We start from the raw sequence: 18,892 nt of genomic DNA on the forward strand, positions 1-18,892 counted from the left end.
TCATAGGGGGGATGGAAAGGTGGCGAAGATGCGGCTGAGGGCGGCTTACGGTCTGGCGGCGGCGGCACTGCTCGCCGGCTGCGGCGGCGGCACTTCCCTGTCCACCAACCCGCCGGCGCCGTGCCCGCGAATCACCATCCTGGCCGATGGCGCCGACCTCACGCGCCATCGCGACGGCGCGGTGCCTGACCTCGCCTCGATGACCAGCGACGCCCGGCTGATCGGCTTCAACGCGAATTGCGACTACACGCGCCGGCGCGACGGCGTGTCGGTGCGCATCAGCGCGATCTTCGATGTCGAGCGGGGGCCGGCGGCGACCGCGCCGCGCGTCTCGCTGCCCTGGTTCATCGCGGTGACCGATGCCGGCGACGGGCAGATCATCGAACGGCGCGACTACGTCACGCCGGCGGAATTCGCGGCCAATGCCAACCGCGTGCGGATCGCCAGCACCCCGGTGGTGCTCAGCTTCCCGGCCGAGGAGCGCCTGGTCGAGAACCACAATGTCCGCCTGTCCTTCCAATTGACGCCGGACGACCTCGAGCGGAATCGGCGCCGCGGGCCGCGGTGACCGCGCGGGGCCTGTTTGTCTCGCATCCCGAGGTGGTGATCGACCCGGCGGTGCCGGTGCCGCGCTGGCATCTGTCGCCGGAGGGAATCGCGCGGCTGCGGCGCCTGGTCATCGACACCGCGCCGGCGGCCGTCTGGGCGTCCGACGAGACCAAGGCGATCGAATCGGCGGGCATCCTGGCCGCGCGCTTCGGCCTGCCGGTGCAGGTGCATCGGGGCCTGGCGGAGATGGACCGCAGCAGCACCGGCTACCGCCCACGCGCCGCGTTCGAGCGCCTGGCGGATGCCTTCTTCGCCAGGCCCGAGGAAAGCATCGAGGGCTGGGAACGCGCGGTGGACGCGCAGCGCCGCGTGGTCGCGGCGGCACAGGAGATCCTGTCCGGCCATGGGGGCGGCGACATCATCATGGTCGGCCATGGCGGCACCGGCGCGCTGCTGATGTGCGCGCTGGCGGGGCTGCCGATCACGCGGGCGCATGACCAGCCGGCGGCGGGGTGCTGCTGGCGCTTCACCCTGCAACCATTGCGCGTGACCGAGGCCTGGCAGCCCTTCGGGTAGGCGTTCGGCGCCGGCGGGGCCTTGGGCGCGGTCGTGAAGCGTCTGGCGCGGCAGCCCCGCGAGCGCGAATGCGCGACCGCGCCCAACCCGCCCGTCATCCCCAGCGCAACAGCGCAGGGCGTGAAGGCCAGGCCCGCGGATGCGGGCCGCCCGCCGTTTGAGGGCATGACAATACACTCCCGATCTGTCAGGAAGGCGCACCCCGCAGATCCCGCGCGGGAGAGAGGGGCGGCGACGCCCCCGCCGAAGGCGCAACCGGCCCCCGGAAACGCTCAGGCAAAAGGGCCGCGCGGGGAAGGGGCCTCTGGAAAGCCCGTGGCATGCGCGCCACGGCACCGACGGAGTAAGGCGAGGGAACGCCCCCGCCGAATCTCTCAGGTCCATCCGACAGAGGGGGGCCACGGAACTGAACCCCAATCGCCGCGCTGCGGCGGGAGGCACCGTGGCCGATTCGACCGACGCCGTCCTGGAAACCCCGCTCGCCGGGCTGCACCGCGAACTGGGTGGGCGCATGGTGCCCTTCGCGGGCTATGCGATGCCGGTGCAATACCCCGCCGGCATCATGGCGGAACACCTGCATTGCCGCGCCGCCGCGTCGCTGTTCGACGTCTCGCACATGGGCCAGGCCGAACTGGTGGGCGAGGGCGCGGCCGCCGCGCTGGAACGCGCGACACCCGCCGATGTGCAGGTCCTGAAGCCTGGCCGTCAGAAATACGGCCTGCTGACCTTGGATGACGGCGGCATCCTGGACGACTTCATGGTCGCGAACCTCGGCGACCGGCTGTTCCTGGTGGTGAACGCCAGCCGCAAGCACCTGGATTTCCCGCGCATCGAATCGCTGCTGCCGGCCGGCGTGACGCTGAAGCCATTGCCGGACCGCGCGCTGATCGCGCTGCAGGGGCCGGGCGCGGTGGCGGCCATCGCCACGCTGGCGCCGGGCATCGCCGAACTGGCCTTCATGGGTGTGGGGCACTTCACCATCGCGGGCGTGCCGGCGCTGGTGTCGCGCTCCGGCTACACGGGCGAGGATGGCGTCGAAGTCTCGGTCGCCGCCGAGGATGCCGAAGGCTTCGCCCGCGCGCTGCTGGCCCTGCCCGGCGTGCTGCCGGCGGGCCTCGGCGCGCGCGATTCGTTGCGCCTGGAAGCCGGGCTTTGCCTCTATGGCAACGACATCGACGAGACGACCAGCCCGGTCGAAGCCGCCCTCACCTGGACCATCGGCAAGCGCCGCCGCATGGCGGGCGACTTTCCCGGCGCGGCGCGCGTCGCGCAGGAATTGGCGGATGGCACGACGCGCCTGCGCGTGGGCATCCGCCCCGAAGGCCGCCAGCCGGCGCGTGGCCATACGCCTGTGCATGCGCCGGGTGGTGCTGCCATCGGCGAGATCACTTCCGGCGGCTTCGGCCCCTCGCTGAACGGCCCCATGGCCATGGGCTATGTCGCGCGCGAGCACGCCGCCGACGGCACCGCCCTCGAACTGATGGTGCGCGGCAAGCCGCTGGCGGCCCGCGTCGCGCCCATGCCCTTCATTCCCCACCGCTACGCCCGCTGAGGAACCGCACCGATGTCCGAGACCAAATTCACCAGTGACCACGAATGGGTGCGGCTGGATGGCGGCGTCGCCACCATCGGCATCACCGACCACGCGCAGAATGCGCTGGGCGACGTGGTCTTCGTCGACCTGCCCGCGATCGGCCGCGAGGTCACCGCCGGCGAGGCCATCGCCGTGGTCGAGAGCGTCAAGGCGGCCTCGGACGTCTATGCCCCGATCGCCGGCAAGGTCGTCGCGGTGAACGCCGCGCTGGCCGACACGCCCGGCGCGATCAATTCCGCGCCGACCACCGATGGCTGGTTTTTCAAGATCGAGACCTCCGACCCCGGCGCGCTGGACGGGCTGATGGACGAGACCGCCTACGCCGCCTTCGTGGACACCTTGGCATGAGCGGACCGACCGACCTCCTCGCGCTCGAGGAGCATGACGAATTCGCCCGCCGCCACATCGGCCCCTCCGAGGCCGAGGTCGCGGCGATGCTGAAGGTGGTCGGCGCCGAGAGCCTGTCGGCGCTGACGGCGCTGACGGTGCCGGGCACCATCCGCGGCGCCGACCTGTCCGCCCTGCCGCCGCCGGTGACGGAAGCCGAGGTCATCGCGGAACTGCGCGAACTGGCCGGGCGCAACCGCGCCGACATCAAGTCGCTGATCGGGCTGGGCTACCACGGCACGCTGACGCCGCCGGTGATCCTGCGCAACGTGCTGGAGAATCCCGGCTGGTACACGGCGTACACGCCCTACCAGGCCGAGATCGCGCAGGGGCGCCTCGAAGCCCTGGTGAACTTCCAGACCATGGTCTGCGACCTGGCGGGCCTGCCGGTGGCGAATGCCTCGCTGCTCGATGAAGGCACCGCGGTGGCCGAGGCGATGGCCATTGCGCATGGCGCCACGCGCGGCAAGTCCGACGCGATCGTGGTGGCGGCCGACCTGCATCCGCAGACGCTGGCGGTGCTGCGCACGCGCGCCGAACCGCATGGCTGGCACGTGCATGTCGTACCGGTGGCCGATATCGCGGCCGCCTGCGCCGCGCATAAGCCCTTCGCGCTGGTGCTGCAGTATCCCGGCACGACCGGCGAGGTGCGCGACCTGACGGCCGAGATCGCCGCCGCGAAGGCCGCCGGTGGCCTCGCGATCGTTGCCGCTGATCCGCTGTCGCTCACGCTGCTCAAGCCGCCCGGCGAGATGGGTGCCGACATCGTCGTGGGCAGCACGCAGCGCTTCGGCGTGCCCATGGGCTATGGCGGCCCGCACGCCGCCTTCATGGCGGTGACCGACCCGCTGAAGCGGCTGATGCCCGGGCGCCTGGTGGGTGTCTCGGTGGATGCCGCCGGCGCGCCGGCGATGCGCCTGGCGCTGCAGACGCGCGAACAGCACATCCGGCGCGAGAAGGCGACGTCCAACATCTGCACCGCGCAGGTGCTTCTGGCCGTGATGGCCGGCATGTATGCCGTGTGGCACGGCCCGGAGGGGCTCAAGCGCATCGCGCGCCGTGTGCGCCTGCAGGCGCGGCTGCTCGGCGATGCCGCGCAGAAGGCGGGGCTGTCGCTGCGCCACGAAGGCTTCTTCGACACCATCGCGATCGAGGCCGGGTCGCGCGCGGATACGCTGATGGCCGCCGCCCTGCGCCGCGGCTTCAACCTGCGCCGCGTCGATGACGGTTGCGTCGCCGTGGCGATGGACGAGACCGTCACGCGCGCCGACCTCGATGCGCTGTGCGCTGTCGTGGCGGAAGTGACGGGCACGGCGCCGGCCTCGCTCGGCATGCTCTCGCCGGCCGGCGACCTGCCGGAATCCGTGCGGCGGCTCAGCCCCTTCATGACGGCGTCGGTCTTCGACAGCCACCATTCCGAGCACGGGATGCTGCGCTACCTGAAGTCGCTGGAAGACAAGGACGTCGCGCTCAACCGCAGCATGATCCCGCTCGGGTCCTGCACCATGAAGCTGAACGCGACGGCGGAGATGATCCCGGTCACCTTCCCGGGCTTCGGCAACATCCATCCCTTCGCGCCGGTCGATCAGGCGGCGGGCTACATCGCCATGATCCGGCAGCTGGAATCCTGGCTGGCGAAGATCACCGGCTTCGCGGCGGTGTCGCTGCAGCCCAATGCCGGCAGCCAGGGCGAATATGCCGGGCTGCTGTCGATCCGCGCCTACCACCAGGCGCGTGGTGAGGGGCATCGCAAAATCTGCCTGATCCCGTCCAGCGCGCATGGCACCAACCCGGCCTCGGCCGTGATGGCGGGCATGCAGGTCGTGGTGGTGGGCTGCGACCGCGACGGCAATGTCGATGTCGCGGACCTGCACGCCAAGATCGCGCAGCATGGCGCGAACCTCGCTGCGCTGATGGTGACCTACCCCTCCACCCACGGCGTGTTCGAGGCCGCGATCAAGGAGATCTGCGCCGCGGTGCATGCCGCGGGCGGGCAGGTCTACATGGATGGCGCGAACATGAACGCGCAGGTCGGGCTGACCAGCCCGGGCGGCATCGGCGCGGATGTCTGCCACCTGAATCTCCACAAGACCTTCTGCATCCCGCATGGCGGCGGCGGCCCGGGTGTCGGGCCGATCGGCGTTGCGGCGCATCTCGCACCGCATCTGCCGAACCACCCGATGCTGGCGGAAGCCGGCCCGGCCACGGGCTTCGGGCCGGTCAGCGCCGCACCCTTCGGCAGCGCGTCCATCCTGCCGATCAGCTACGCCTATATCCGCATGATGGGCGCGGAGGGCCTGACGCGCGCGACCGAGGTCGCGATCCTGTCGGCCAACTACATGGCGAAGCGGCTCGAGGCGCATTTCCCCGTGCTGTATCGCGGCGCGAACGGCATGGTCGCGCATGAATGCATCCTCGATTGCCGCGGCTTCCAGCAGGGCGGCGGCGTGCTGGTCGAGGACATCGCCAAGCGCCTGCAGGACTACGGCTTCCACGCGCCGACCATGTCCTGGCCGGTCGCGGGCACGCTGATGGTGGAACCCACCGAAAGCGAGCCCAAGGCCGAGATCGACCGCTTCATCGATGCGATGGTGGCCATTCGCGCCGAGATCCGCGCGGTCGAACAGGGCCGCATGGACAAGGCCGACAACCCGCTGAAGAACGCCCCGCACACCGCGGCGGAGGTCATCGCGGAGACCTGGACGCATCCGTACACGCGCGAACAGGCCGCCTTCCCGCTGCCCTTCGTGAAGGCGCGCAAGTACTGGCCGCCGGTCAAGCGCGTCGACAACGTCTATGGCGACCGCAACCTGGTGTGCTCCTGCGCGCCGCTGGAGGCCTACGCCAACCAGCACCAGATCGCCGCCGAATGACCGCGCTCAAGCCGTGGACGGTGACCGCGAGCCGCATCGTGCTGGCGGATCGCTGGATCCGCGTGCGGGCCGACAGCTGCATCGCCGCCAATGGCGACGCGATCGACCCGTTCTACGTGCTGGAATATCGCGACTGGGTGCATGTGGTGGCCCTGACCGATGACGACCGGCTGGTGATGAACCGCCAGTATCGCCACGGTGCGGGCGAGGTTCACCTCGAACTCCCCGGCGGCGTGATGGATGCCGAGGATGACGACGCGGTCGCCGGTGGCGCGCGCGAATTCCGCGAGGAGACCGGCTTCGCCGCGCGCGAATTCCGCCACGTCGTGACGCTGCGCCCCAACCCCGCCACGCATACCAACCGCGTGCATACGGTGCTCGCGCTGGGCGCGGCGCCGGCCGGCGCGCAATCCTTCGACAATGGGGAGGAGATCGCCGTCGAGCTCATCCCCGTGCCCGAGGTGCTGCGCGTGATCCGCGAGGGCGGCGTGCAGCAATCGACGCATGTCGCCTCGCTGCTGCTGGCGCTGGCCGCGGCGGGGCGCATAGCCTTCTGACCCGGTTGCGCGCCGGCCCCGCGGCGCGCAGCATCGGCGAATGCACCGCTTCGCCAACCGCGCCGCGCGGCCGGGCTGTCCCCGCCGCCGCGGTGCTGTCCCGCGCGGCGCGGTCCTTCTGCTGCTGTTCGCGCTGGCCCTGCCGGCGCGCGCGCAAACGCCCCTCGCGCTGCCCGGCAGCCCGCCGCCGGCGGGGGCGCTCTGGCTGCCCGACGGCGCCGCGCGCGCGCCGCTGGTGCTGCTGCTGCACGGCGCGGGCGGGACCTTCGCCGACCACGCGCCGCTCGCCGCCGCGCTGGCGCGGGCCGGCATCGCCGCCCTGGCGGTGACGCAGGAAGCCGACCGCGCCGCCCCCAACGCCTTCGCCCGCATGGCTGCGCGGGCGCGCGACGCATCGCGCGTGCTCGACCAGGTGCTGGCGGCGCAGCCGGCGCGTGTCGATCCCGCGCGGATCGGCGTGTTCGGCTATTCGGCGGGTGGTACGGCGGCGCTGCTGCTGGCCGGCGGGCGGGCCGACCCGGCGCGCTGGGTCGCGCTCTGCGCCGATCATCCCGACGAACGGCTCTGCCATTCCCCCTTCGGCCGCGCGGCGCTGGAGGCCGCGGCGGGCCTGGCCCCCTTCGCCGCGCCCGATGCCCGGGTGCGCGCCGCGTTGCTGGCCGCGCCGGCGCTGGGCTTCCTGTTCGCCCCTGACGGGCTGCGCGCCGTCCCGCCCACCACGGCGGTGCGGCTGTGGCGCGCCGGCGACGACACCGTGCTGCGCGAACCCCACCATGCCGAGGCGATCGCGCCGCTGCTGCCCGGCCGACCGGTGCCGGTGGTGGTTCCGCAGGCGGGGCATTGGGTGTTCATGCCGCCCTGCGACGCGCAACGCCGCGCCGCGCTGCCCTTCCTGTGCGCCGACCCGCCGGGGCTCGACCGCGACGCCTTCCTGGCGGGCTTCGCGGCCGATGCGGTGGTCTTTTTCAGCGCCGCGCTGGCGCCGCGCTGATCACTGCCCCACGCGCACCAGGCGCAGCGGGAAGAAGTTGTCCGCCAGCTGCTGCAGCGTGATGTTCTGCCGCGCCGCCCAGATCACCACCTGCTGGTGCAGCGGGATATGCCCGGCCTCGCTGGCATGCAGGCGCATCGCCTCGTCGATCAGCGCGGTGCGGCGCGTGCGGTCGGTCTCCACCGCGATGCGGTTGGTCAGTTCGTCGAAGCGCGGGTTGGAATAGCCGCCGGGGTTGAACACGCCGCGCGTGCCGTCGCGCGTGCCCATCAGGTTGAACAGCGCGTTGTGCGCGTCGTAGGTCGGCGGCGTCCAGCCCAGCATGAAGAACGACGTGCGATAGGACGGCCCGAGGATCTCGGCGAAATACCGCGCGCGCGTCTGGGCATTGAGCTGCACGCGCACGCCGATGCGCGCCAGCATGGCGACGGCGGCGGTGCAGATCGCCTCGTCATTCACATAGCGGTCGTTCGGGCAGTCGAGCGTCACGCCGAAGCCGTTCGGGTAGCCGGCCTCGGTCAGCAGGCGGCGGGCTTCCGCCACGTTGGGGCGCACGCGCACGGCGGTGTCCAGCGCATCGGTGTGGCCGTTCACGCCCGGGCCGACCATCAGGCCGGTGGCACGCGCCTGGCCGCGCATGACGGTGCGCACGATCGCCTCGTTGTCGATCGCCATCTGGAAGGCCTGGCGCACGCGCACGTCGCGGAAGGGGTTGCGGCCGCGCACGTCGGACTTCAGCAATTCCTCGCGCGTCTGGTCCATGCCGAAATAGATGGTGCGCAGTTCCGCCTGCTGGTGCACGCGGATGCCCGGCGTGCGCGACAGCCGGTCGGTGTCCTGCGGCGGCACGGTATAGACCATGTCCACCTCGTTGCTGATCAGCGCGGCCACGCGCGTCGCGTCGTTCGAGATCACGTTGAACTCGACGCGCGTCAGGTTGTGTTCCGGGCGGTCCCACCAGCTCGGGTTCGGCGCCAGCACGGTGCGGCGGTCGGGCTCGCGGCTGACCAGCACGAAGGGGCCGGTGCCCATGGCGTTGCGGGTGGCGAAGTTCTCGGCGCGCTGGGTCAGGTCGGCGGTGCGCTGGGCGTTGTTCCGCTCGGCCCAGCCGCGCGACATGATGCCCCAGAGGGTGATTTCCTCGAGCTGGATCGGGTTCGGGTTGTGCGTCTCCAGCTCGACCACGGTCGGCGAGACGGCCCGCGCCTCCTTCACCGAGGCCAGCACGGCGGTGATGTTCGACCCCTGCGCGCGGGCGCGTTCGAAGGAGAAGACCACGTCATCGGCGGTGAAGGGCGTGCCGTCGGAGAAGCGCACACCCTCGCGCAGGTGGAAGCGCCACACGGTCGGCGAGGGCTGCTCCCAGCGCGCCGCCAGGGCCGGCTCCACGGCCAGGTTGCGGTCGCGGCGGACCAGCGGTTCGTAGATGTTGGCATTGAACGAGAGCAGGAAGGTCTCGTTGCGCGCATAGGGGTCCATCGAGTTGACGTCGCCGTCATTGGCCCAGCGGAAGGTATTGGCCTGGGCCGCGAGCGTGGTGGCGGCCAGGAGGAGGGTGGCGAGGGTCGTGCGGCGCAACATGATGGCTCCCGGATTCTTGCGTGATTCTATCGTTAATCCCTTTCAGGTTGTGCGGGAAGGGGAAGAGATGCACGCAGAACGAGAAAGGGCGCCCTTCTCGCGAAGGGCGCCCGTGTCGATCGGCAGCGCGGCCGGGGTCAGGCGGCGCGCAGCGCCTTGGGCAGGTCGGCGACCGACTGGTCGACCAGCGCACCGTCGGCGGTGGCATCCAGCGTCTCGGCGATGACGGTGCGCGCGGCCGCGCCAGCGATATCGGCGGCGGCATTGCGGACTTCCGCCACGGCGGAGGCCTCGGCGGCGGCGATGCGGTCTATCGCCATGCGCTCGCGGCGGCGGGCGGCGGCCTCGGCCTCGGCGGCGGCGGCGGCGGCCAGGCGCTCGGCCTCGCTGCGCGCGCGGGCCAGCAGGTCCTCGGCCTCACGGGCGGCGGCGGCGCGTTCGGCCTCGGCCGCGGCGAGCATCTGCTCGGCCTGGGCGCGCAGCTCGGCGGCCTCGGCCAGCTGGCGGCGGATGCCCTCGGCCTTGCCGTCCAGCGCGGCGGTCATCACGCCCCAGATCTTCTTGCCCAGGAACAGGAAGAACAGGACGAAGGAGACGGCAACCCAGAATTTCGGATCGGACATCAGGCCCTCCCGCTGCTGGCGAGCACGCGCCCGACGGCGGCCTCGACGGTGGCGCGGTCGGCGCGGCCGACCAGGCGGGCGACCAGCGCCTCGGCCGTGTCGGTCGCGACGCCGCGGATGGCGCCCATGGCGGAGGCGCGGGCGGCATCGATCTGCGCCTCGGCATCGGCGATCTGCTTGTTCAGGCGCGCGGCGAGCGCGGCGGATTTCGCATCGGCATCGGCTTGCGCGGCATGGACGGCGCCGGCGACGGCGGCGCGGGCCTCGGCGCGGGCGGCCTCGGTGCTGGTGCGGTGCGCGGCCATGGCGGCGTCGGCTTCGAGCTTCGCGGCTTGCGCGGCCTCGAGGTCGGCGGCGATGCGGGCGTGGCGGCCTTCGATCACGGCGCCGACGCGCGGCAGCGCGACATTCGCCATCATGAAGTAGAGCGCCGCGAAGATCAGCAGCAGCCAGACGATCTGGCCGACCAGCAGGCGGCCCTGCTCGGGGTGGCCGAAGGCGAGCTGCGGCATGCCATCGACCGGCACGGCCGAGGTGCTCGCGGCGATCGCGATGCCGGGCAGTGCGGCGGCCAGGGCCGCCAGGAACATCATTCGGCGCATCGCCGTCTCCTTGCCGCCAGAGCAATATCCGATCAGCGGGATCCCGATGGCCGGATGTCTTGCTCTAGAACCGAAAGGTCAACGCAGGTGCCCCGCCGCGCCCGGATGGGCGGGGCGGGGCGCAGGCGTCAGGCGAACAGGATCAGGAAGGCGATCAGCAGCGCGAAGAGCGCCACGGCTTCCGTCAGGGCGAAGCCCAGGATGCCGATCGGGAACACGACGTCACGGGCCGCCGGGTTGCGCGCCACGCTGTTGATCAGCGAGGAGAAGATGTTGCCGATGCCCAGACCCACGCCGAACAGCGCGATGACGGCGATACCGGCCCCAAGGGCCTTCGCGGCGGCGACTTCCATGATGATCGTCCTTCCTGAGTTACATGGAGGTTCTGAACGTACGCGTGTGCGCCGGCACCCCGGTCACATGGCGGGTCAGTGCAGGTGCACCGCGTCGTGCAGGTAGATGCTGGTCAGGATCGCAAACACATAGGCCTGCAGGAACGCGACCAGGAATTCGAAGCCCACCAGGGCGACATTCACCGCCAGCGGCATGGCGGCGATGAAGGGGCCGACCGCGCCCAGGCCGCCCAGCAGCACGACGAAGGTGGCGAAGACCTTCAGCATGACGTGGCCGGCGACCATGTTGGCGAACAGGCGGACCGAGAGGGACACCATGCGGGAGAGGTAGGAGATGATCTCGACCGGGATGATGATCGGCGCCAGCCAGGTCGGCGCGCCCTCGGGGAAGAAGTAGCTGAAGAAGTGCATGCCGTGGCGCTGCAGCGCGATCACGGTGACCGACACCCAGACCACCGCCGCCAGCGTCAGCGTCACCGCGATGTGCGAGGTATAGGTGAAGGCATAGGGCAGCATGCCCAGCAGGTTGCCGAACAGCACGAACATGAAGATCGAGAAGACGAAGGGGAAATACTTCTTGCCCTCGTCCCCGACCTGGTCGCGCACCATGCCCTGGATGAATTCATAGGCGCTTTCGCCCAGCGCCTGCAGGCGCCCCGGGACCAGCGCGCCACGGTCGGCGGTCGCCTTCATCAGGAACCAGGTGAGCGCGACCGCCACCACCATGAACAGGTTCGACTGGCTGAAGGACACGGCATGCCCGAAGACGCCCAGGACCGGGGAGAGCTCGAACTGGCTCAGCGCGTCGATCGTCTTGCCTTCAACCGCCACCGTCTGGTCCCCCGATTGGCGTCGCGCCGCAGGCGCGCCGTCGTCACTTCCCGCCAGGGCGCGGCATGAACAGGCGATACACGTTGCCCACCCCCGCCACGCTGCCCAGGACGAAGAACACCAGGAACAGCCAAGGCCAGGTGCCCAGCCAGCGGTCCAGCAGGAAGCCGATCCCGATGCCCACACCCAGGGCCGAGACAACCTCGACCCCCGCGCGCAATCCGATCCCCCAGGGGCCCTGCGGCAGGTTTCCGCGCCCTTCCGGACGCTTGTCGAGCCCTTCACGGGCCCGCGCCTGCCGCAACCTCTCGTCGAAACCGTTGCGTTCGTTCACCTTGGCTCCCTGGCGAGACCCCGCCGGAAGGCAGGCCGCGCTTTACGGTTCGTCCATGAGGCTGTCAAGCGCGTGCGCCGCACAATCCGGCGGAATGCGGCGCTTTTCCTACGCCTCCACGAAGCCGCCGGACTGCCTTTCCCACAGGCCGGCATAGACACCGCCCAGCGCCAGCAATTCGGCATGCGTGCCCTGTTCCGCCACCCGCCCATGGTCCATCACCACCAGCCGGTCCATGCGCGCGATGGTGGACAGCCGGTGCGCGATGGCGATGACGGTCTTGCCGGCCATCAGCGCGGCGAGCTGTTCCTGGATCGCGGCCTCGACCTCCGAATCGAGCGCGCTGGTGGCTTCGTCCAGCACCAGGATCGGCGCATCCTTCAGCAGCACGCGCGCGATCGCGATGCGCTGGCGTTGCCCGCCCGAGAGCTTCACGCCCCGTTCGCCCACATGCGCGTCGTAGCCCGATCGCCCGCGCCAGTCGGTCAGCGCCATGACGAAGTCATGCGCCTGGGCCTGGCGGGCGGCGGCCTCGACCATGGCGTCGGTGGCGTCCGGGCGGCCGTAGCGGATGTTGTCGCGGATCGACCGGTGCAGCAGGGCGGTGTCCTGCGTGACCATGCCGACGGCACCGCGCAGGCTCTCCTGCGTGACGCCCTCGACATCCTGCCCATCGACCAGGATGCGGCCGCGCTCCGGCGCGAAGAAGCGCAGCAGCAGGTTCACCGCGGTGGTCTTGCCGGCGCCGGAATGCCCGACCAGGCCGACGCGTTCGCCGGGCTTCACCACCAGGTCGAAGCCGCGCAGCACGCCGGCCGTGCGGCCATAGGCGAAGTGCACGCCCTCGAAGCGGATCTCGCCCTGCGCCACGTTAAGCGTCGTCGCATCCGGCGGGTCGGCGGCGGTCGGCGGCACCGCGATCGACCCCATGCTCTCCTGCACCACGCCGATATTCTCGAAGATGGCGGTCACGTTGAACGCCACCCAGCCGGAGATGTTCGCGATCTGCCAGGCCATCGGCAGGGCGGTCGCGACCGTGCCGATGCCGATCTGCCCGCGCTGCCACAGCACCACCGACACGGTGGCGACGGCGACCATCAGCGAGGCGTTCAGCACCGACAGCAGCAGCCCGTTCAGCGTCACCAACCGCACCTGCCGCCCGAAGGCGGTGTTCAGGCCGAGCAAGCCCTCGCGCACGAAGGCGTCCTCATCCTTCGCGCGGGCGAAAAGCTTCACGGTCAGGATGTTGGTGTAGGAATCGACCACCCGCCCGGTCAGCGCGCTGCGTGCCTCCGACGCCGCGCGTGACCGGTCGCGCAGCCGCGGCACCAGGAACCGCAGCAGCACCGCATACAACGCGAACCACACCAGCACCGGCAGCGCGAGCCACAGGTCGGCACTCGCCAGCCACAGCATCGCGCCGGTGCCGTACACCAGGATGTACCAGACGGCGTTGACCGACTGCACGATGCTCTCGCGCAGCGCCGGCCCGGCCTGCATCACGCGGGTTGCGATGCGGCCCGCGAAATCCTCCTGGAAGAAGGCCCAGCCCTGGCGCACCACATGCCAATGCGCCTGCCAGCGGATCATCGACGTCACCGCCGGCACGATCCCCTGCTGCGTGATCAGGTTCTGCGCCGTGATCGCCACCGGCCGCCCCGCCAGCAGCACCACGGCCATGCCCACCAGCACGTGCCAGGCATTGTCCCACAGCGCGTCGGGCCCATGCGCCGCCAGCAGCGACACCAGCGTGCCGATGAAGACCGGGATCAGCGCATCCAGCAGCGCCACGCACAGCCCGGCGACGAACAGCGCGCCGAACAGCCCGCGCGCCTGGCGGGCGAAATGCCAGTAGAAGCCCAGCAGGCTGCGCGGCGGCGCATGGTCGGGCACCGGCACGCCGAGGAAGCGCGCGGCAGCCTCGCCCGGCGGCGTGACGGGATCGACCAGGCGTTCGAACAGGCGGACAGGCATGGGTGCAGGACGCGCCGCGCGCGCGCCGGCGTCAACCGCGCCGCGCTATTCCTGCGGCATGGCTGAAATGCGCCGCTGCGCTTCCTCGGTGCTGACATCCTCGACATGCGTCGAGATGCTCCAGCGATGCCCGAAGGGATCGCGCAGCGACCCGCTGCGGTCGCCGTAGAACTTCGTCTCGACCGGCACGAGCGCCGTCGCGCCGGCCGCCACCGCGCGATCGAAGACCGCGTCCGCATCCTCGACATACAGGTGCAGCATGACCGACACGGCCGTGCCCTCGGGCGGTGCGAAGCCCATCTGCGGCCAGGCGCCGCCCAGCATCATCACGCTGTCGCCGATGTCGATCTCGGCATGGCCGATGCTGCCGTCCGGCATCATCAGGCGCATCCGTTCCCTGGCGCCGAAGGCCTTCTGGTAGAAGGCGATGGCGCTGGCCGGGTCGGACACCGACAGATACGGCGTCAGCGTCGCGTAGCCTGGCGGGATGGGTGGCACGGTCATGGTGGCGATCTCCCTTCGTCCGGGCCGATGCTGCCACCGCCAAGCGACGCGCGCCAGAACAAAACTGGAACAATTGCGTGACGGTCGGAGGACGACGATCGCCCCCCGCGAGGCACGGCCCGGCGCCGCGACTCAGGCCACCCCGGCCAGCCGCGGCACCGGCCGCACGGTGTTCGCCGCGTCCTCCTGCTCGACCAGGCGCAGCAGCGCCTCGGGCGCCATCGGCTTGCCCAGCAGGTAGCCCTGCACGTCGTCGCAGCCGATCGCGCGCAGCCGCGACAATTGCAGCGCGTTCTCCACCCCCTCCGCCACCAGCGTCGCGCCCAGCCCGTGCGCGATACGCACCACCGCCGCCACGATCTGCTCGGTGCGCTCGCTGGTGCCCAGCCCCATCACGAAGGACCGGTCGAGCTTGATGACGTCGAAGGGCAATTGCTGCAGGTAGCCCAGCGACGCATAGCCGGTGCCGAAATCGTCGAGCGCCAGGCGCACCCCCTCGCGCTGCAGCGCCGCCAGCGTCTCGGCCGCCTCGCCAGGGTCCTTGATGAACACGTCCTCGGTCACCTCGACCTCGAGCCCCCTCGGCCGCTCGCCCTCGGCGGCCAGCGCCTCGCGCAACAGCGCCGGCGCCTGGCCGGACACCACATGGCGTGCCGACAGGTTCACCGCGACCGGGATGTCGTGGCCGGCCTCGCGCCAGGCGCGGCGCTGGCGCAGCGCGGCGCGCAGCGTCAGCAGAGCGAAGCGGGCGGACAGGCGCGCCGTCTCGGTCAGCGGCACGAAGGTCGATGGCGGCACCACCCCGCGCACCGGGTGTGTCCAGCGCGCCAGCGCCTCGCACCCCACGAAGCTGAGGTCCCGCACGCTGAACTTGGGCTGGAAGGCGAAGTGGATGGCCCCATCCTGGATCGCCTGCTCCAGGTCGGCCTGCAGGCGCCGCCGCTCGACCAGCTGTGCCTCCATGGCGCTGGAATAGCGCTGCGCCCGGCCCTTGCCGGCGCCCTTGGCGCGATAGAGCGCGATGTCGGCACGCTGCAGCAGCGCCTGCGCGTCCATGCCGTCCACCGGGCCGATCACGGTGCCGATGCTGGCCCGCGCGCTGACCAGCTGCCCCTCGAGGAGCTCGGGCTCGGCCAGCACCCGGCCGATGCTCTCGGCCTTGAGGTCGGCCTCGGTCTCGGCGTGGATGCCGGTCTGGATCACCGCGAATTCGTCGCCGCCCAGCCGCGCCAGCGATTCCCCCGGCCCGAGGCTCGCGCGCATGCGTGCCGCCGCCACCACCAGCAGCGCGTCGCCCGCCACATGGCCCATCGAATCGTTCACGTCCTTGAAGTCATCGAGGTCGATGAGGTGCAGCGCCACCATCCCGCCGCGCGCCAGCGCGCTGTCCAGCGCCTCGCGGAAGACATGCCGGTTCGACAGCCCGGTCAGCGCATCGTGCTCGGCCAGGTGGCGGATGCGCTGCTCGGCCTCCTTGCGCTCGGTGATGTCGAGGCTGATGCGCACCGCGGTCTCGGCCGGCCCGCCGGCCTCCGCGACCGGCGCGGTGGTGGTCAGCAGCGTGCGCGCCCGGCCGCCGGCATCCTGCGCCGCCACTTCGCGGAACCCCAGCCGCTGCCCGCCCGACAGCGCCGCCGCGACCTCGCCGGCATCGCCGGGCTGGCCGGTCACGGCCTCCAGCCGCTGGCCAACCAGCCGGTCCTCCGGCTGGCCGAGGAATTCCGAGAGCGCGTCGTTCGCCAGCACGAAGCGCCCATCCTGGTCGTGCGCCGAGACCATCACCGGCAGCGCATCCACCAGCACCCGCAGCAGGCGTTCGGACCGATCGGCGCGCGCCCGCGCGCCCTCGGTCTCGACCAGCAGCCGCTGGGTGCGCCGCCACTGCCAGAACAGCATGCCCGACAGCAGCGCCACGCTCGCCACCAGGCCAAGCGCGCTGGCGCCGAACGCCGCGCGCAACTGGCCCAGGCCGCGCGCGGTCGCCTCCGCCATGATCTGGCGGTCCTGGTTCAGCTCGCGATGCGCGGCGCCGACCTCGCGCACCAGGTCGGCCAGCGTCGCCTCGGCCGCGGCGAAGGCCGCCGGGTCACCGGCGATCGCCGGCGCCAGCAGCGCATCGATCGCGCGCATCTGGTCGAAGATCTTCGGCAGTTCGGCGCGCACCGCTTCGAGCGCCGGCAGCCGCTGGCCGTCGTCCCCGGTCGCCTGCAGCAGATCGAGCCGGCTCCAGAGGATGTCGAAGCGCAGCCGCAGCGCCGCGCCGTCATCGCGCGTCACGCCCTGGCGGTAGAGCTCCGCGCGCAGCCGCTGCGCCTCGCTGAGCGCCTGGCTGCTCTCCCAGAAGCCGACGCGATTGGCGTTCGCCTCGAGCCGCGCCTGATGCAGCAGCCGCCCGCCGGTGACCCCCAGCGAGGCCACGAAGACGATCGCAGCGGCGAGGAACCCCAGCAGGGGCAGGGTGAGCCCGCCCCGGCCGCGCCACCATCGCATGGCGGCGCGTTCAGCTGACGTCGAGCCGCGCGAGCTGCCAGACGGCCCACTGCCGCACCACCGCGGAGTCGAGCTCGGCCCGACGGCTCCACGGGAAGACGATCCAGAACGGCCCGCGCTCCCGCACGCTCAGGGGCTGCCCGGCCTGGCGCGTCGCGATGGTCGCGTCGGCGGCGATGGCGGGCGCACGGGGAATCGTGACCTGGTAGTCGTTCAGCGCGATCGCGGTGAGGGTCTCGCCACGCGCCCCCAGGCTGGCAAGCAGCGCCTGCAGCGGCACGCCCGAGAAATGCTGCGTGCCGTTGGTCCAGGGCGTGGTGGTGACCACCTCCACCATGCCCAGCGCCTCGAGCTCCGGCAGCGACAGCCGGCGGCGCGTCGGCGGTGCGATGGCGCCGGTGACATCCAGGCCCGCGGCCGGCTGTGCGGCCGCCAGGCCCGGCAGCAGCCCCGCCGCAAGCATCGGTCGTCGAGCGAAACGCATGCCCTGGGCCTTCCCTATCGAATGAATGGGATGCCTACAGCCTGCGGGGTAAAGTGTTCGTTACCCGCGCGGCGCTCACGCCGCGACCGGCCCCTCCGCCATCTCGACCGCCTGGCCGAGATCCACGCTCAGCAGCCGCGACACACCGCGTTCCTGCATGGTCACGCCATACAGCCGGTGCATCCGCGCCATGGTCAGCGGATGGTGCGTCACCACCAGGAAGCGCGTGCCGCTCTCGGCCGCCATGGCGTCCAGCAGGTCGCACAGGCGCTCCACATTGGCGTCGTCCAGTGGCGCATCGACCTCGTCCAGCACACAGACCGGCGCGGGCTGGCAGCGGAACACCGCGAAGATCAGCGACAGCGCGGTCAGCGCCTGCTCGCCGCCCGACAGCAGCGACAGCGTCGCGAGCTTCTTGCCCGGCGGCTCGGCATAGATCTCGAGCCCCGCCTCCAGCGGATCATCCGACCCGACCAGCGCCAGATGCGCCCGCCCGCCGCCGAACAGCCGCGAGAACAGGTTGCGGAACTCGGCATCGACGCGGTCGAACACCTCGCGCAGCCTTTCGCGGCCTTCGCGGTTGAGGTGCCCGATCGACCCGCGCAGCTTGGCGATCGCCGCCTGCACCTCGTCGCGATCGGTGGTGATCTGGCCGACGCGCTCCTCGATCTCCGCCACCTCGATCTCCGCGCGCAGGTTGACCGGGCCCATCTCGTCGCGCTCGCGCGCCAGGCGCTCGACCTTGCGGCGCGCCTTGTCCTCGGCGGCGTCGGAGAGTTCGTCGGGCGCTTCCGGCAAGTCGGCATCCTCGCCGAGCCGCTCGGCGATGCGCGCGGCAACGGCCTCGCCGGCGGTCTCAGCGGCCTCGGCGGCGGCCTCGGCGCGCACCTGACTTTCGCGCGCGGTCGCGAAGGCGGCGTCGATGCGGCGGCGGGCGTCGGCGGTGTCGCGCAGCCGCGCCTCGGCCGCGGCCAGGGCGCTGGCGGCGGCGGCATGGGCGGCTTCGGACTCCGCCAGCATCGCGGCGGCACCGCGCAGCCGCGCACCGGCATCCTCCGGCGCCTCGGCCAGCGCGTCGCGTTCGGTCTGCGCCTCGCCCCCGCGGCGGCGCAGGTCGATGACGCGGGCTTCCGCATCCTCCCCGCGCGTGGTCCACAGCGCGGCTTCCTCGGCCACCGCTGCCAGGCGGGCGGCCACGCGCGTGCCCTCGGCCTGCAGCGCGGCGATGTCGCTGCGCGCCGTCACCTCCGCGCCGCGTGCGGTGGCCAGCGCATCGCGCGCGGCGGTCACCGCGGCGCGCAGCGCATCGAGGTCGGGCAGCGCCGCCTGCTGCGCCACCGCCTCGGCCAGCGCCGCCTCGGCGTCCGCGCATTCGGTGGCGAGCCGCGCCAATTGCGGCGCCAAGGCCGCCAGCCGGCTCTCGGCCTCGGCGGCGCGGGTCGCCAGCGTCGATTCATGCTGGCGCGCGCCACGGGCGGTGTGCTCGGCCGCGCGCCGGGCCTCGCGCGCGGCGTGCTCGGCGGCCTGGGCGCGGGTCTCGGCGGCGCCGGCCTCCTCCGCGGCGCGGCGCAGCGCGGGCAGGTCGGGCA

Annotated in this window: 17 protein-coding genes, 1 pseudogene and 2 riboswitches; of the genes and pseudogenes, 7 read left to right on the forward strand and 11 right to left on the reverse strand. The window is 71.8% G+C overall.

The window, feature by feature from the left end:
- Positions 1-19: 19 nt before the first annotated feature.
- From LQ222_RS20370 to LQ222_RS20400, 7 genes are all read left to right on the forward strand, one after another.
- Entirely contained in the window at positions 20-568 is a 549-nt protein-coding gene (locus LQ222_RS20370) for a hypothetical protein (protein WP_230168684.1), read from the forward strand.
- The gene (locus tag LQ222_RS20375) at positions 565-1,125 is read left to right on the forward strand and encodes a histidine phosphatase family protein (protein ID WP_230168685.1); all 561 of its coding nucleotides are present in this window, start codon (positions 565-567) and stop codon (positions 1,123-1,125) included. Before LQ222_RS20370 ends, LQ222_RS20375 begins: the two co-directional genes overlap by 4 nt.
- Before the next feature lie 206 nt (positions 1,126-1,331).
- Positions 1,332-1,423: riboswitch (glycine riboswitch) on the forward strand.
- Between the two features lie 3 nt (positions 1,424-1,426).
- Positions 1,427-1,519: riboswitch (glycine riboswitch) on the forward strand.
- Between the two features lie 48 nt (positions 1,520-1,567).
- The gene (gene gcvT, locus LQ222_RS20380) at positions 1,568-2,677 is read left to right on the forward strand and encodes a glycine cleavage system aminomethyltransferase GcvT (protein WP_230168686.1); all 1,110 of its coding nucleotides are present in this window, start codon (positions 1,568-1,570) and stop codon (positions 2,675-2,677) included.
- Between the two features lie 12 nt (positions 2,678-2,689).
- Positions 2,690-3,067, forward strand: a complete 378-nt coding sequence (gene gcvH / locus LQ222_RS20385; RefSeq protein WP_230168687.1) for a glycine cleavage system protein GcvH — start codon at positions 2,690-2,692, stop codon at positions 3,065-3,067.
- On the forward strand, positions 3,064-5,979 hold the full coding sequence (gene gcvP, locus LQ222_RS20390; RefSeq protein ID WP_230168688.1) for an aminomethyl-transferring glycine dehydrogenase: 2,916 nt from the start codon (positions 3,064-3,066) through the stop codon (positions 5,977-5,979). Before gcvH ends, gcvP begins: the two co-directional genes overlap by 4 nt.
- Entirely contained in the window at positions 5,976-6,536 is a 561-nt protein-coding gene (locus LQ222_RS20395; protein ID WP_230168689.1) for an NUDIX hydrolase, read from the forward strand. The genes gcvP and LQ222_RS20395 overlap by 4 nt, the downstream gene beginning before the upstream one ends.
- 40 nt (positions 6,537-6,576) lie before the next feature.
- The gene (locus LQ222_RS20400) at positions 6,577-7,527 is read left to right on the forward strand and encodes an alpha/beta fold hydrolase (protein WP_230168690.1); all 951 of its coding nucleotides are present in this window, start codon (positions 6,577-6,579) and stop codon (positions 7,525-7,527) included.
- Here LQ222_RS20400 and LQ222_RS20405 read toward each other — a convergent pair whose 3' ends face one another.
- The 11 genes and pseudogenes from LQ222_RS20405 to LQ222_RS20455 all read right to left on the reverse strand — a co-directional run.
- Positions 7,528-9,108 carry an ABC transporter substrate-binding protein gene (locus tag LQ222_RS20405; RefSeq protein ID WP_230168691.1) on the reverse strand — a complete coding sequence of 527 codons (1,581 nt, stop codon included), beginning with the start codon at positions 9,106-9,108 and terminating at the stop codon, positions 7,528-7,530.
- Between the two features lie 137 nt (positions 9,109-9,245).
- Complete coding sequence (locus LQ222_RS20410) at positions 9,246-9,731, reverse strand: F0F1 ATP synthase subunit B (protein ID WP_374202180.1); 486 nt, start codon at positions 9,729-9,731, stop codon at positions 9,246-9,248.
- Positions 9,731-10,333: a F0F1 ATP synthase subunit B' gene (locus tag LQ222_RS20415; protein ID WP_230168692.1), complete on the reverse strand. Its 603-nt coding sequence runs from the start codon at positions 10,331-10,333 to the stop codon at positions 9,731-9,733. The genes LQ222_RS20410 and LQ222_RS20415 overlap by 1 nt, the downstream gene beginning before the upstream one ends.
- 128 nt (positions 10,334-10,461) lie before the next feature.
- Complete coding sequence (locus LQ222_RS20420) at positions 10,462-10,686, reverse strand: ATP synthase subunit C family protein (RefSeq protein WP_198372814.1); 225 nt, start codon at positions 10,684-10,686, stop codon at positions 10,462-10,464.
- A gap of 75 nt (positions 10,687-10,761) precedes the next feature.
- Positions 10,762-11,517 carry a F0F1 ATP synthase subunit A gene (locus tag LQ222_RS20425; protein WP_230168693.1) on the reverse strand — a complete coding sequence of 252 codons (756 nt, stop codon included), beginning with the start codon at positions 11,515-11,517 and terminating at the stop codon, positions 10,762-10,764.
- 43 nt (positions 11,518-11,560) lie between these two features.
- Positions 11,561-11,851 (reverse strand): AtpZ/AtpI family protein, encoded by a 291-nt coding sequence (locus LQ222_RS20430; RefSeq protein WP_230168694.1) that lies wholly within the window; start codon positions 11,849-11,851, stop codon positions 11,561-11,563.
- A gap of 108 nt (positions 11,852-11,959) precedes the next feature.
- Entirely contained in the window at positions 11,960-13,825 is a 1,866-nt protein-coding gene (locus LQ222_RS20435) for an ABC transporter ATP-binding protein (RefSeq protein WP_230168695.1), read from the reverse strand.
- 45 nt (positions 13,826-13,870) lie between these two features.
- Positions 13,871-14,329, reverse strand: coding sequence for a VOC family protein (locus LQ222_RS20440; RefSeq protein ID WP_230168696.1), 459 nt, complete (start codon positions 14,327-14,329; stop codon positions 13,871-13,873).
- A gap of 132 nt (positions 14,330-14,461) precedes the next feature.
- Positions 14,462-16,819, reverse strand: a complete 2,358-nt coding sequence (locus tag LQ222_RS20445; RefSeq protein ID WP_230168697.1) for a bifunctional diguanylate cyclase/phosphodiesterase — start codon at positions 16,817-16,819, stop codon at positions 14,462-14,464.
- Between the two features lie 10 nt (positions 16,820-16,829).
- Positions 16,830-17,303 carry a molybdopterin-dependent oxidoreductase gene (locus LQ222_RS20450; RefSeq protein ID WP_230168698.1) on the reverse strand — a complete coding sequence of 158 codons (474 nt, stop codon included), beginning with the start codon at positions 17,301-17,303 and terminating at the stop codon, positions 16,830-16,832.
- A 75-nt stretch (positions 17,304-17,378) separates the two neighbouring features.
- Positions 17,379-18,892, reverse strand: a pseudogene (locus LQ222_RS20455) (AAA family ATPase); the annotation flags it as partial.

It is taken from the genome of Roseomonas sp. CECT 9278, from assembly GCF_918698155.1.
Classification (GTDB): domain Bacteria; phylum Pseudomonadota; class Alphaproteobacteria; order Acetobacterales; family Acetobacteraceae; genus Neoroseomonas.